General features: G+C 40.9%; 7 protein-coding genes. 2 read left to right on the top strand and 5 right to left on the bottom strand.

Going from position 1 to position 16,022, the window contains the following annotated elements:
- Positions 1–11: 11 nt before the first annotated feature.
- Together SOM16_RS10555 and SOM16_RS10550 are read right to left on the bottom strand one after the other, a co-directional pair.
- Entirely contained in the window at positions 12–1,562 is a 1,551-nt protein-coding gene (locus tag SOM16_RS10555; protein ID WP_320463968.1) for a SusD/RagB family nutrient-binding outer membrane lipoprotein, read from the bottom strand.
- A gap of 11 nt (positions 1,563–1,573) precedes the next feature.
- Entirely contained in the window at positions 1,574–4,654 is a 3,081-nt protein-coding gene (locus SOM16_RS10550; protein WP_320463967.1) for a SusC/RagA family TonB-linked outer membrane protein, read from the bottom strand.
- A gap of 244 nt (positions 4,655–4,898) precedes the next feature.
- On the opposite strand from SOM16_RS10550, the gene SOM16_RS10545 reads away from it, so the two are divergent.
- Positions 4,899–5,645, top strand: a complete 747-nt coding sequence (locus SOM16_RS10545; RefSeq protein ID WP_320463966.1) for a DeoR/GlpR family DNA-binding transcription regulator — start codon at positions 4,899–4,901, stop codon at positions 5,643–5,645.
- Between the two features lie 322 nt (positions 5,646–5,967).
- Here the strand turns inward: SOM16_RS10545 and SOM16_RS10540 are convergent, their stop codons facing one another.
- The 3 genes from SOM16_RS10540 to SOM16_RS10530 form a co-directional block, all read right to left on the bottom strand.
- Positions 5,968–7,260 carry a RagB/SusD family nutrient uptake outer membrane protein gene (locus tag SOM16_RS10540; RefSeq protein WP_320463965.1) on the bottom strand — a complete coding sequence of 431 codons (1,293 nt, stop codon included), beginning with the start codon at positions 7,258–7,260 and terminating at the stop codon, positions 5,968–5,970.
- A gap of 18 nt (positions 7,261–7,278) precedes the next feature.
- Positions 7,279–10,428, bottom strand: coding sequence for a SusC/RagA family TonB-linked outer membrane protein (locus SOM16_RS10535; RefSeq protein ID WP_320463964.1), 3,150 nt, complete (start codon positions 10,426–10,428; stop codon positions 7,279–7,281).
- A gap of 100 nt (positions 10,429–10,528) precedes the next feature.
- The gene (locus SOM16_RS10530) at positions 10,529–11,725 is read right to left on the bottom strand and encodes an anhydro-N-acetylmuramic acid kinase (RefSeq protein WP_320463963.1); all 1,197 of its coding nucleotides are present in this window, start codon (positions 11,723–11,725) and stop codon (positions 10,529–10,531) included.
- A 134-nt stretch (positions 11,726–11,859) separates the two neighbouring features.
- On the opposite strand from SOM16_RS10530, the gene nagB reads away from it, so the two are divergent.
- Positions 11,860–13,806, top strand: a complete 1,947-nt coding sequence (gene nagB, locus SOM16_RS10525) for a glucosamine-6-phosphate deaminase (RefSeq protein WP_320463977.1) — start codon at positions 11,860–11,862, stop codon at positions 13,804–13,806.
- The last annotated feature ends 2,216 nt before the right edge of the window (positions 13,807–16,022 follow it).

Genomic DNA, 16,022 nt, shown 5'->3' with positions numbered 1-16,022 from the left:
ATAATATTAAGTTAAGGTTGAGAAAACCACATTTTGTAAGTATGATAATCTGGTTGATCGGCTCCAATTACCTTCAAGGCTGCTACATTCCATAAATACTCTGAATTATATCTAGGACGATAACGTTGCGCCGGCTTGCCTCCGTTATCAGCATAAAATGCTGATGGAAAAATAAATACTCCAACATAAGGGTTATTGCCTTTTGCATCACCTGTATTATAATTGTACTTACGCAAATCGCTCCAAGTTTCTACAAAACCATATCCGTATAATGCCAAATATTTTTGCAACATAATGTCTCGCAGAGTTAACGCTGCTGGTGTTTGTTTTACCGCAGCACTTGCCAGGTAAGCCGTTTTTTGACTGGTAGTGATAGCTGTGCCAAGGCCACTTACGAAATCAATACTGGCATTAATTCCATTCAAGTAAGCGCTATGGGCTAATGATGGGTTTCCATTTCGAAATGCTGCTTCAGCTTTAATAAACTGCATTTCTGCATAGGTCATAATCGGGAATCCGACGTTATCTTTAAAAAGATATTTACCTGTTCCGGCCCCTGGATTTGCTGATGCCAGTACACCCCATGGGTTAGGAATTTGATTTCTTAAGGCCGCCGTTCCGGGATCGCCTATTCCAGGACTTGTACCCCTATACACACCATCGGCAGAAGGTGTAATCATTGTCGAGATCCGAGGATCTAAGATACTTCCCGGTACACCTGTAAAATAGGTTCCATCAAGTAAGCCAACAATCATTCTGGTTTGCCGATAGGATGCTAAATTTGCCCGTAGCGGACCAAAAAAATTACCATTGGCTGATGTAGATCCTATATTTGGTACAATAAAATTGTCAGCATTGCTTGATAAAGCTTTATCTACATACTCAATAACTTTAGTAGGATTATAGTTTGCTTTGTTAATCAGGTTGCTGGCATTTCTAGCTAATACACCATAATTAAATTTGATCCATTTGGAATTATCTCCGGCATAAATCAAATCTGAAGGGCTCATTTTTGCCGTACTTCCAGTTCCGTCGGTACGGGAGAAGTTTGCAATTGATTCATTAGCCAATCTAACAACTTCTGCATATACATCTTCCTGTTTGTCATAATCAAATACAAAACGATTCGGTTCATAGGCCTGTTTTAAAATAATTTCGCCATGAAAGTCGGTTGTAGTTTGCCAGCTCCAGGCCTTTAATGCCTGCGCTAAACCGATAAAATTGTATTCTTGTTTTGCCTGAGCATCTTCTATAATGAGATTTAGATTTGCACCTAGCCCATAATAATTGGTTCGCCAGATTTCTCCCATCGCATCGCTACCTGGAATCCAGCCGTGGTTTTCGCCAACATTAACAGCTCCTCCGAAATATTGAATTACCCCACCCAGGTATCTCGAGTCAAATTGAATGCCTCTTTCCATTTGCGCGAATAAAGGCGGAGTTAAGGTTTTGCTTTCAGGTGTTTGTGGTGTAGCCGGATCGATATTTACGTCCAGATACTTTTTGCAGCCTGCAGAAACAAACACTGCTAATACCGCGATTACTATATATATCTTTTTCATTTTTCTAACAATTAAAAACCAACTCTTAAACCAAAGTTATAGCCGCGTGGTTGCCCAAACGAGCCGAAGTCAATCCCTGTTCCTCCTAATCCGCCAGCGGCAGCGCTTAAACCATTAACCTGTGGGTCTACGCCTTTATAGTTCGTAATTAACAATAGATCAGTTCCAGTAAAAAACACACTGGCGCTTTTAAATACATTACTCTTCGCAAATACACTTTTAGGTAAATTATAAGATAGGGTGATATCCTTTAACCTGATCCAGTTCACGTCTTCTTGTAAGAAATCCCTGGTATTATAAAAAGTAGAATAATAAGATGTAGTGATGTATGGCGTCACGATGATATTATTTTTAGTTGGATTAGCACTATTTTCCAAACCATCTTTCAATACACCTGTAATTACACGTGGAACTTCACGATCTAAGGTAAGTTTAGACATCCCTCTTGAATACAAATAGAACTCTGTGGCATTGTAAATATCCCCACCTTTTCTCATATCAAGTAAAAAAGATAAGTTAAAGTTTTTATACGTAAAGCTATTAGTTAAGCCTATAGAAATATCTGGTGCTCTATCACCAATTGGTGTAAAGTTCGTTCCTTTAATGGGCATCCCATTTTGAGGATTAATCAAAACCTCCCCGGCATTATTCCTTAAATAGTCAATACCTGCAAATGCAGAAAGCGACTGACCAACAGTGTACTGTGCCCTTACATTATCATATAACCAGCTATCTGATACATAAAACACGTCCTGACCAGCTGGCAACTCTAAAATATTCCCACGATCTCTTGCAAAGTTTGCTGAAACATCCCAGCTAAAATTTGTTGTTTTAATCGGATTACCTTTCACCAATAATTCAAACCCACGCTTGCGAATTTTTCCACTATTGATGTAGCCTAGAATGGCACCTGTTGCATAACTTAATCTAGGTGCTGTAATTTGTTTATTGGAAACAGTATTGTAGTAAGAAAAATCGAATGATAAACGGTTATTAAACAACCCAACTTCCACTCCGCCCTCAGCCATGGTACTAAACTCAGCTTCCAGATCAGGGTTTCCAGCCGTTACATCGGTAGCGAAACCACCGCCTGTAGTTGTTTGCGCAACTAATTTAGTTCTGGTGACGTAAGCGTTTCTAGCATCTTTCCCAGATTGACCGTAAGAAGCTCTTAATTTACCGAATGATAACCAGGTTAGTTTTTTAAGGGGGGCAAGATCTGAAAACACAAAACTTAATGAACTTGCCGGATAAAAGAAACTGTAGTTTTTAATCGGTAAAGTAGAAGAAAAATCCTGTCTTCCAGTTAAGGTTAAATATAATAAATCATCATATCCTAACTCCGCAACCGCCAAAGCACCTACTTTTCTCTTTAACTCATCAGCATAGGCTACGCGTTGTGTTGTTGGATCAGTATTATTCATACTGTAGAAATTCTGCTGATAAAATCTTGTTCCGAACTGTGCATTGGTCTGATAAGAAGCATCAGTTAAATCTCCGCCGATACGGAATACCGGTTTAAACTTACCGAAGTCTTTCTTAATGGTAGCGATTAAGGTTGCATTATATAAACGTTCATTGGTATTATAGGTATTTATACCACCACCCAAATAGGTTGTGCCGACTTTATTGGCTTCGTAAGATTGAGGATGATAGGCAGATAAGCCCTGCCCGGCATTAATATCGGCACCACCTCTGGCTGTAATACTTAACCACTTTGTTGGCACATAATCCATTCCAAAGTTGGCAAGCATCCTGTTACTTTTTTCCCAGTTCGGATTTTTTTCAACCGCCCAGTATGGATTATCAAGCTCGAGACTTTGACTTCCGGTAATGGTTCTGCGATCTCCGGTAGCGGTTAAATAATTCCGCATATCATCAACTAATGGCCAGGTTAATGAACTTAACATGGGGCTACTTGCACCTTTATAAGTTTTGTTGGTTTTAGAATTAATGAAATTGATTGAACCATTCATTTTCAACTTATCACTAATGGTAGAAGTAACACTTAGCTTTCCATTTAAAGTATTGAAGTCTGTACCCGGAACAACGCCCGTTTGGTTGGTATAACCTAATGACGTTCTTACCGAAAGTTTTTCGCTCCCCCCTTCTATTGAGGCATTATGCTTTTGGGTAAAACCAGTCTTATAAAAATTGCCAACATTATCATAAACAGTTCTGTTGTCAGGAATTTTAGCCCCGAAGTAGGTTCTTGTCCGCACCTCATCATCAAAAAAACCGCCTGCACCACCACCATAAACAGATTGAACATCAGGAAATCTATAGGCAGTTTCTACGCGAAAAGAGTTATTATAAGTCACTCTAGAAGTTCCTGATTTAGCTTTTTTAGTGGTAATTACTACCGCTCCGGATGCACCCTGAGTACCATAAAGTGCCGCAGCTTCGGGGCCTTTTAAGATGGTAATCGTTTCAATCTCCTCTGGATTAATATCCATAGCACGGTTACCATAATCATTCTGGCGATTAAAAGTTCCTTGTCCAACCAAATTGTATTCGCTAAACGTACGGTTTGAAATGGGTAAACCATCAATTACGAATAACGGTTGATTATCTCCATCCAGCGAAACCCCACCACGGATAATCATGGTTGCTGAAGCACCTGGTGTACCATTTGTCGGCGTAATGGTTGCGCCTGCAACTCTACCTTGTAGTGCATTTAGAAAGTTATCACGCTGGGTTTGCGCAACCTCGCCGCCCTTAATCGTTTGTGTAGAATAACCTAAAGATCGGGTAGATCTTTCAATCCCTTGCGCAGTCACAATTATATCGTCGAGATTACTAGCATCGGAAGCGAGTACCACATTGATAGTTAAATTGTTAGCCACAGTCTTTTCCTGAGTTCTAAAACCCACATAAGTAAATTGCAACACATCAGTTTTTAGTGCCTTTACTGAATAATTTCCGTCGCCATTGGTTTGTGCAACGGTGGTGGTTCCCTTTACCCGGATGGAAACCCCGGGAATTGGCCCATCGGTGGATGATACCTTACCCGTAACGGTGATTTGTTGCGCGATGGCATGCGCCAGCAACAAAAAGGTACCAATAATAGTTAGTAGTAGTCTTTTTTTCATAAACTGCCCAGTTTAAGATGAAATGAAATGAGTTTAGTTGATTAATTGTTGTTTGCCTATATCTTCAAAACACGCACAATCACGCATTATTTACCAATATTTAGCTAATATCATAAATGTTTTTCACTTAAAAAACAAATAACAAAGATTTTATCATAACATTACCGATATATAATTGCAATAAAACGCAAAAACACGCAAAACAAATAAATCCTATATTTACCATTGAAAAACTAAACCCAGTATGCTCAAAAAAGAACGCCACGATTTTATTATGCGCCAGATTAATTTGCACAACCGCGTGCTGACTTCAGATCTGGTTCAATTGCTGAATGTCTCTGAAGATACCATTAGAAGAGACCTACAGGAACTGGTTGATGATGGATTGCTTTTTAAGGTTCATGGCGGTGCATTGTCTAAATCTTACCACAGTTCTTTCGATGACAGCACGGTTTATGCCCGGGATAGCAAAATCATCATTGCTAAAAAAGCAGTGAATCTGATTAAAGATGGCATGGTGGTGTTAACGGGTGGCGGTACAACTATTTTAGAGTTTGTTAAGCAACTTCCTCAAAATATTGAAGCCACTTTTTTTACCATTAGCCCTTTAGTTGCGGTAGAACTGGCAAAATACAATAACATTGAAGTGATTTTGATTGGTGGTTTGTTTTCCAAAAACTCTCAGGTTACTTATGGGGGACAGGTAATTACCCAACTTTCTGAACTTAAAGCTGATTTATGCCTCATGGGAACGAGTGCTATTCACCCTGAAGAAGGCTTAACCGATACCAACTGGGAGATTAATCAACTTAAAAAAGCAATGCTGGCAGCTGCCAAAAAAACAGCTGTTTTGTGTATTTCAGAAAAACTGGATATTGCACTCAGATTAAGGGTTTGCCATATCGAAAGTATCAGCTACCTGATTACTGAATTGGACGAAGACCACACATCGTTAGCAGGTTATCAATCTAAAAAGGTTAATATTTTATAGGAAGAGGGTTTTAAATAGAAAATAGAGCGAAGTTAAATCGGGTATTAATTTGCCACGGAAACTTGGAAAAAATAGAAAAATGCTAGCTATAAGTCATCGGATGAATATAGCCAAGGTGCTAAGTATTCATCCGATGACGGATACGGAAACATGGAAGACAAAGAAATAGGCTAGCTATAAGTCATCGGATGAATATAACTAAGGTGCTAGGTATTCATCCGATGACGGATACGGAAACTTGGAAGACACAGGAATAGGCTAGCTATAAGTCATCGGATGAATATAGCTAAGTTGCTAGGTATTCATCCAATGACGGATAATGTTAAAAAGCCGGATCTGCAGGTGTATTGGTATTATTATCTCTTTCTTGGAATGGATAAGGAAAAAAGTTCCGTTTCCGGTCTGCAACTGGCTGATTGAATCTTCGCATATCTTCAATTTTTAAACCTGAAGCATATAATTCAATTGAACGATTTTTATAAATCAAATCCAGCAATTGTTGTTGCGTATATGGGCCTGTTAACGCAGGCAAAGCAGCGGTGACTCCAAAAACATCAGTCGTTTTGGTAACCACTTTATTTAGTTCCATTAAAGCATTCTGAAAATCTGATTGACGGGCATAAGCTTCTGCTTTAATTAAAGTCATTTCTCCTGGTAAATAAATAGGGAAAGGTGTTGACGTTGCCGTGGCAAAACCAGCCATTCTAAGTGTTGCAGGGTTTCCAACCAACACCGTATAGAACGGGATTCTCCTGTCTGCAGCATCAGGAACATTCTTCCCGGTTAAACCTAAATTTGAATTTAACGGCTGAAAAACATTGTTTGAGGAGATGACAGTAAACAAAACATTAGGTGAAGTGGCATCAAAATTAAAAGCGGATGCCCGGGTTAAATCTACCGAATTTGCTTCTGTGAAGGCCAGCGCATAATTCCCTGAAAACAACGCATACCTTGCTTTTAGCGCATGGATGGTATTTACGATATTAATGGCTGGAACATTTGAGTTGAAACCTGTTGAAATCGGATTGGCTGCAATTGTTGTCAGTGCATTATCCAATACCGAAATGGCTTTTGCAAAACCAGCACTCCGGCTAATGAAGGCAACATTTTTACCTGTGCCATCCGGAATCCTTTCCCAATATTGAGATAAATTTCCAATAGCAAGTGCTTTAAAAATGCTCGAATAGGCAATCAGGCCAGATGCATAACCCTTATCACCAAGGTTATTCGCATTGGAAATCACTAAATCCGCATCGTAAATAATCTTGTTGGCACTCGTCCAAAGGTTAAATAAAATGGTATTGGTTCCGTCTACCGCGGCTCCACCTGTATTTAACTGCAACTCAGGAATATTTCCTGAATTCAGTAAAGAAAATTCATTCGTTACAAAGCCATTTGCGGCAACAGCATTAAACATCACGCTCGTTCTACTTAAAGTATAAACCCTTTGCAAACCAATTGCAACTGCTGTTAAACCTTGCTGAGTAGTTAAAGCAACATCTGTTTTTGCCCTGGAAGGATCCTGATATTCTTTTGTACAGGAAGATAAACAGACTGCCCAGGAAAGCGCAATGCAGGTTATATATTTTGAGGTGTTATATCTTAAAATTTTCATAAATTTTTCCTTTATCGATTAAAATTTAACTTGTAAACCTAAACTAAAGGTTCTTGGAATTGGCACCGAACCAAAGTCGATGTTCCGTAAAATGGTAGACTGACCACCTGAATTAACTTCAGGATCATATCCTTTGTAATTATCCCATGATACCAGGTTCCTTCCACTTAGCGTGATGGTTAAATCCCTCAGGTATTTCACCTTACCAACATTGTAACTTAAAGAAATTTCTCTCAATTTCACGAAAGATCCATCATCAATCCGCCATTCTTCTGTGGCATAAACGCCAGCAACATAACCTCTTGGTAATTGTCCGGTTTGTTCTGCTTCGGCCACTTTTCCATTACCCACACCCTGACGTGTTCTCCAGTCTGCGTTCCACACATCACCACCCTGTACTGCATCTAACTGTACGTGCAGATTAAACTTTTTATAGGTAAAATCATTTACAAAAGAAGCGGTATAATCTGGGTTCGGATTACCCAGCACCTTACGTAAAGTGGTTCCTGTAGGCAAGCCATTGGCCCCACGCTGTGGCGTAAATTCAGTTGCCGAAGTTTGAATTCCACGCTCTAGCTGAGGAATTCCGGCGGCGTTGGTTAACAAACTTCCATCCGCATTGCGGGCGAAAAAGGTTCCATAAAAAACGCCGATTGCTTCGCCATCAATAATGGCTACCGGCGCACCCGGATTGGTGGCAAATAACCTCAATCCACCTACATTTAGCGCCTGGTTTCTATTTCTGTTGAAAACCACAGTGGTGTTCCAGCTAAAATCTTTGGCTTTTAAAGGTGTCGCATTTAGCACCAACTCAATCCCTTTATTTCTTAAAGAGCCAATGTTATCTAAGAAACTCGAAAACCCGGTTGTTGGCGCGGTTACACTGGCAATTAGTAAATCGCTCACTTTTTTATTATACCAGTTAAACTGCAAGCCTAACCTGTTTTTAAAAAATGATAAATCGGTACCTAACTCCAATTCCCGCTGACGTTCTGGTTTCACATTTTCATTGGCCAGGGTTGCACTCGAAAACAACGATGCCCTACCCAAAAAGGATTGTGTACTGTAAGCATTTATTCGATCGTAGGCCCCGATACCCGTTAAATTACCTGATTCGCCATAAGCGGCCCTGATTTTAAAGGTATCCCACCAGGAAGAAACGCCCAGGTTTTTCCAGTAATCTGCAGATGATAACACATAACTTCCATTCCCTTTGAAATAAGTTTGCGTTCTGTTATCAGCTCCAAAAACCGTAGACTGATCTACCCGAACTGCCCCTGTTAAAAACAAATGATCTTTGTATTTAAACGTTTGCTGCAGGTAGCCTCCGCTTACCGATAGTTGCGTTCTGCCATCAACACTTGGTAATTGCGTTGCCGCAGCATTTACGGTTTCAATCAGCGGTGCTAAACCACGGCCGTTAACCAATTGGTAACGCGTTTGTTCGTATTGAAAAGAGTAACCCAACTGTGTGGTTGAAGCAATTTTATCTGAAATTTGCGATTGGTAAGTGGCGTTGATTTCATTATTAAACTGGAATGCATTGTTGCTGGCTGTACTGGCATAGCCATTCAATGTGCCATCTAGTGATGCGCCACCACCAAAAAAATCTGGATTTACGTTATAGGCATACGGCGGAATATAAGTGGAACCATTTGCACCAGAATTATCAACACCGAGTAAGAAGTTTAATGTCAGGTTTTTTACCGGGTAAAGTTTCAAATTAGCGCTGGAAATGATTCTGTTTGTTTCCTGGCGTTGTTTAATATCTTCAATTACGGAAACCGGATTAACTCTTCCACGCTCACCTACAGGCAATAAATTTCCATTGGCATCCCGGGCAAAAATATCATGAAAATTACCAATAATGGTGACCGAATTCATTGGAGAAAAGAATGAATTCCCATCTGGTTTTTCATTAGCCGCACTTCTGATGTAGTTCATCCCTACACTCAATGATGCCCAATCGGTAATTTTCTGGTCGATATTCGCACGGAGATTATATCGGGTAAAGTCAGTGTTCTTGATGATCCCCTGATTGGTGAAATAGCTGGCTGAAGTGTAAAACTTTGTATTATCCGTACCGCCACTGATGGAAACTGTGTTATCAGATCCATAGCCCGTTTGAAAAATATAATCCTGATAATTGTATCGGGTAACTGGTGTGGTATTGGTTAATAAGGCCGCTGTAGTAGCCGGAGGAGTGACAACGGTTTGAATTACATCCTGAGTAAATGAATTTACGGAACCTCCAAATTTAATCGGCGACTGGTTTACTTCAATTTGTTTCCGCAACTCGCTCACTGTTAAACTGGTGTTGAAAGTTACCTGCGCTTTGCCACTCGCCCCTCTTTTAGTAAAAATCTGAATAACACCAGAATTGGCACGAGAGCCATAAATAGCCGCAGCAGCTGCACCATTTAAAACTTCGATCCGATCGATATCTGCTGGATTTATATCCACCATTCTGTTTTGCCCGATGCTTCCAACCACGTTACCACCATCAAAATTGGCAGAAGTATTGGTTACCCTGGTGGTAGAATTGTTCACAATTACCCCATCAATGATATAAAGAGGCTCTGAAGAAGAGTTGACTGAACTAATTCCCCTTAATCTAACCGACATGCCGCCGGCCGGATCACCAGAATTTTGACTAATTTGTGCACCTGCCGTCTTTCCCTGCAAAGAAGATAATACGTTTCCACTCGGTGCCTTATTCAGGTCATCACCTTTTACCGTACTCACATAACTACCGAGTTCTTTTCTGGTTGTTCCGGCAGAAGTTCCGGTTACAATTACCTCATCAAGGCCTACTGCATCGCCGCTGAGTACTCCATTTAATTGCACCGTCGTATTGTCATTTAAAGCAAGCGGTTGTATGGCTGATTTATATCCTACAAACGAAAAAGAAAGCTGGTAACTTCCTGGTGCTAAATCTACCGAAAAAGTATAGGCGCCATTTCCATTTGTACTGGTGGCGAGATTTGTATTCTGGATTTTAACAACTACGCCAGGAATAGGTGTATTGTTGGCTGCATCTGTTACTTTTCCACTAATGGTGTGGCGTTTATTTTGAGCCTGCGTACTTTCTGTAAACAGGAGCAGGAGAAATGGGATCATCGAAATCATAAATAATTTCGACAACCATTTTAGGTAAGTTTTTTCCATAAAATTTGGTTTAGGGTTAAACAAAATTAATAAAATCACCTACAAAGCCAATTTTTATTCCAGGCAATTAGGTATGTGTAAAATATTTAGCTAAATATTTCTACTCAGGCAAACTGATTTTCCCCATACAAACGGAAGGAATACCTTTTCTTCCACCGAAGTCAATTGGCGCCCCACAAATACTTTCGTTCGCCAAAACGGCAAAGAGTACTGCTTCTTTCGCATCGGGATTAATCCCTAAATCTGCCGTGGTTGCAAATAGAGATTGCGGCAGTTCTTCTTTTAATAATTGTACCAGTAAAGGGTTGTGCATTCCGCCACCGCTCATAAAAACATGAGCCTGCGCCTCCTGACCAAAACATTTTTTAATGGCATCTGCAATTGTTTGCGCAGAAAAATGGCACAAAGTTGCCATCACATCTTCCAAAGCTATGTTTTCTGTAGCAGAAAGTTTTTGTGCTGCAAATAAGTAATTCAGATTAAATAGTTCTGGTCCTGTTGTTTTCGGAAAACCGGCATCGAAGAATTCATTCTTCAACAAAGCGTTTAACAGATGCTGATTTAGATTCCCAGATAAACCAACTGCCCCATCTTTATCATAAAACTGCTTAAAGTTTTGTTGCATAAACTGATCCATCAGTGTATTCCCCGGACCTACATCTGTAGAAAATATTTCATCAGCATTTAAATTGCCAGGTAAATAAGTAAAGTTGGCTATCCCGCCGATGTTTAACATTACCCGATCTTCCGCTTTTTTAGAAAAAATCAGGTAATCGCCATAAACGGCCAATGGCGCTCCCTCACCGCCCGCTGCTAAATGCTTCTGCCTGAAATCAGACAGTGTTATAATGCCTGTCTTTACCGCGATATGATCTCCATCACCAATCTGTAACGTTCCATTCGGATAATCTTCCATTTTATGCAATGATTTTGGCGCATGGAAAATCGTTTGTCCGTGGCTGGCAATAAAATCAATTTCTTCATTTTTATAGCCCCATTCTTTAAGCGCAGTATTAATTAGGGCTGCATGCGTATCGGCAATCAGTTCATTCATCAGGCAAACCAATTGCAAATCGACATCCTTTCTAGAGAATACGGCTTTTATTTTCTCCCGAAAATCGGCTGTAAAATCTGCGGTTTTAAATTCCAATACCCGGATATCCGTCTCTGCTCCATTCCCTTTTACTTTGCAAAGCGCAATGTCCAGGCCATCCATAGACGTTCCACTCATTAAACCAATAAGGAGGCGTTCTGCTTTATTTGCTTTTGAGTAGAGGTTTTGGATTTGCTGATTCATGCTGTGAAAACTATTTTACTAAAATGATTTACCGATTATTTCTGCGATTGGGTATTTTATTTCAAATACCGACAATAAAAGTAAATAACCTTTATTAGAAATTGAGCATAACTGCTATCTTTACTGCTCCGTACATTAAAAACCATACAAGAAAAATGGCTAGATTAAATTTACTGGAGGAGACACGTTTCGAGAAACTACCCGTAAGCGTGTTCGAAAATCCAAAAATTGCTTCGATTAATGTGGCGCACCGAATCGCCAACCTCATTAAATCTAAACAAGCAAGTAACACACCTGCAGTACTGGGCTTAGCAACAGGTGTTACCCCAATTGCAGTTTACGCCGAACTGGTGAGACTGCACAAAGAAGAGGGTTTAAGTTTTAAAAATGTGATTACTTTTAACCTGGATGAATACTATCCAATGGCGCCAACCGCGGCCCAGAGTTATGTCACGTTTATGAACGAAAATCTTTTCGATCACATTGATATCGATAAGCATAATGTTCATATTCCTGATGGAACCCTGGCACTTGAAGACATTCCGGCGTTCTGCCTGGATTATGAAAAGAAAATTGGCGATCTGGGTGGATTAGATATTCAGATTCTGGGTATTGGACGTACCGGCCACATTGGTTTTAACGAACCAGGATCGGCACCAAACTCAGGAACCCGATTGGTTACTTTGGATGATTTAACACGGAGAGATGCTGCCAGAGATTTCGGTGGAAAGACTTTCGTGCCAACCAAAGCCATTACCATGGGAATTGGCACTATTTTTAAAGCCAGAGAAATTATTTTAATGGCATGGAGCCGTAAAAAAGCTTCTATAATAAAAAAGGCTGTTGAAGGAGAAATCTCCGGAGATGTGCCGGCTACTTACCTGCAGTTATCTGATCATGTAGAATTTATTCTGGATGCTCCAGCTGCCTCAGAATTAACCCGTTTCGACACTCCATGGTTAGTTAAAGATTGTGTATGGACGGATTCATTAATCCGCAAAGCGGTAATCTGGCTGGCTAACACCTTGAAAAAACCAGTGTTGAAGTTAACGGAAGACGACTACAACAACAATGGAATGGCACAACTGGCCACCGAAAAAGGACCAGTTTACAATATCAATATTCATATTTTCAATAAACTTCAACACACGATTACCGGGTGGCCGGGTGGAAAACCGAATGCAGATGATTCTCAGCGTCCGGAACGTGCCGAACCAGCGAAAAAAAGGGTAATCATATTCTCACCACATCCTGATGATGATGTGATTTCGATGGGCGGAACATTTATTCGCCTTGTAGATCAAAAACACGATGTACACGTAGCCTACCAAACTTCGGGCAATACGGCTGTTTGGGATGATGATGCACTTCGTTTTGTAGAGTTTAATGTAGATTTTACAGAGAAAATGGGTATGGACAACACTCATTTGAAAGAACTTTATCAAAACATGAGAACCTTTATTCAGGATAAACAACCCAACCAGGTTGATACCCCTGAGATTCAAACGGTAAAAGGTTTAATTAGAAAGGGCGAAGCTATTGCTGGCGCACGTTATTGCGGTTTGGAAGATGATCATATTCACTTTCAGGCACTTCCTTTTTATGAAAGCGGAAAAAATCAAAAGAATCCGGTAACAGATGCCGATATCGATTTAACCATCGAATTATTGCAGAAAGTTAAGCCACAACAGGTTTTCGCCGCTGGCGATTTTGAAGATCCACATGGAACGCATATCGTTTGCTTTAACATCATTTTAGCAGCCTTAACCGAACTTCGTAAAACAGAAGATTGGGCAAAAGATTGCTGGTTATGGATGTATCGCGGTGCATGGCAGGAGTTTGAAACACACGAGATTGAAATGGCAGTTCCGATTTCTCCACAAGAATTGGAACGCAAGAAATATGCGATCTTCAAACACCAGAGTCAGAAAGACAGAGCGGTGTTCCCTGGAGATGATTCAAGAGAATTCTGGCAACGGGCCGAAGACCGGAATCGTGAAACAGCCAAAGCTTATGATGACCTTGGACTTGCAGAATACGAAGCTATGGAGGCTTTTGTAAGGTGGAAGTTTCAAGACTAGTTATACATATTCAATCCCCGCTTTCAAAAAAGGCGGGGATTTTTTTTTGGAGGCAAAAGTGATCCTGAGTTAGCGCGAGTGGATCACTTTTTGAAGGAAGGAGAAATACAATCGCTATGACCTCCTGGCAAGGCCAAACCATTGTTTCTTCGTTCTGCTCTTAGACCGGCATGGTCAATTTTTTGGGATAGCAATGTCCAAGCCTACTCACTAACTTTAACAGAAAAACGGCGTAGCCCTCATGAATACAACTAAAAATATAAGGACTATATGAATAATTGCGAGCCGGCAGTTTTGTTTCTTTTGCTGTCAAAAGAAAAGAAGCCCGTCCGGCTAGGACAAAATAGAATCCATTTAACCCGAAGCGTAAAAGACATTTTTTTTGTAGCATTATATATCAGTTGGTGTCATCACCTGCCGTAAAGTTTCCCGCTGCGCTGGCTTGCCTCGGCTAGCCGCCGATGGGCTATTTTCTTTTCCTTGATGAAAAGAAACAAAAATCAAGGCTTGGACCTGATGTCGGATAAACTCGTTAAAGCTTTTTTTCGGCAGCACAAGCACCCGATGAAGAATCGGGAGAGAACGCGCTGCCTTGGGTTGTAGTAGGTTGAAAGATTGTGGTTGAAGCTTTAACGTTTTCTCCTTCCATCATTTCCTAGGCCGGAGAGCATAGTGGCAATAGCGAGTGGGCCTTCTTTTTGAAAAAGGAGGAAGAGATACTATCGCTATGCCCACCTAGTAAGGCCAAACCACCGTTTCTTCGTTCTGCTCTTAGACCGGCATGGTCAATTTTTTAGGATGGCACTGACCAAGCCTACCCACTAACTTTAACAGAAAAATTGCGAGCCGGCAGTTTTGTTTCTTTTGCTGTCAAAAGAAAAAAGGCCTGTCCGGCCAGGACACGATAGATATTTTTTAACTTGAAGCGTAAAAGACATTTTTGTTGTAGCATTTATATATCAGTTGGTGTTATCACCTACCATAAACTTTTCCCGCTGCGCTGGCTTGCCTCGGCTAGCCGCCGAAGGGCTCTCTTCTTTTTCTTAACAAAAAGAAGCAAAAGTCAAGGCTTGGACCTGATGTCGGATAAATTCGTTAAAGCTTTATTTCGGCAGCACAAGCACCCGATGAAGGATCGGGAGAGGACGCGCTGCCTTGGGTTGTGGTGGGTTGAAAGATTGTGGTTGAAGCTTTAACGTTTTCTCCTTCCATCATTTCCTATGCCGGAGAGCAGGGTGGCATTAGAATGAGGATAAAGCAGGATGCAGACTTAGATTTGTAATAAGAATGGCGATCGCTATGGCCTCCTGGCAAGGCCAAACCACCGTTTCTTCGTTCTGCTCTAAGACCGGCATGGTCAATTTTTCGGGATGGCAATATCCAAGCCTACCCACTAACTTTAACAGAAAAATTGCGAGCCGGCAGTTTTGTTTCTTTTGCTGTCAAAAGAAAAGAGGCCCGTCCGGCCAGGACACGATAAAATCCTTTTAACACACAGCATAAAAGACATTTTTCTCTTTTCATCTTCTCCTAGGCCGGATAGCAAATTGGCAATAGCACGATGAGAATTAGGATGCGGACTTAGACTTACAACAAGAATGGCGATCGCTATCACTACCCAACAAGGCCAAACCATTGTTTCTTCGTTCTGCTCTTAGACCGGCATGGTCAATTTTTTGGGATAGCAATGTCCAAGCCTACTCACTAACTTTAACAGAAAAACGGCGTAGCCCTCATGAATACAACTAAAAATATAAAGACTATATGAATAATTGCGAGCCGGCAGTTTTGTTTCTTTTGCTGTCAAAAGAAAAAAGGCCCGTCCGGCCAGGACGCGATAAAATCCTTTTAACCCGAAGCGGAAAAGAGTTTTTATTGTACTATTCATCTATCTGCAGATGTCATCGCTTGCCGAACGCTTTTCCCAGCTACGCTGGCTTGCCTCGGCTAGCCGCCGATGGGCTTTCTTCTTTTTCTTAACAAAAAGAAGCAAAAGTCAAGGCTTGGACCTGATGTCGGATAAATTCGTTAAAGCTTTGCTTCGGCAGCACAAGCACCCGATGAAAAATCGGGAGAGGACGCGCTGCCTTGGGGTGTGGGGTATGGAAGATTGTGGCAGAAGCTTTAACGTTTTCTCCTTCCGTCATTCCCTAGGCCGGATAGCAGGGTGGCAATAGCACGATGAGAATTAGGATGCGGACTTAGATTTATAACAA

Origin of the sequence: Pedobacter sp. CFBP9032, from assembly GCF_034045265.1 — a bacterium.
Taxonomy (GTDB): Bacteria; Bacteroidota; Bacteroidia; order Sphingobacteriales; family Sphingobacteriaceae; genus Pedobacter.
Note: the sequence above shows the minus strand (reverse complement) of the source record. Positions and strands in the feature narration are given on the sequence as shown.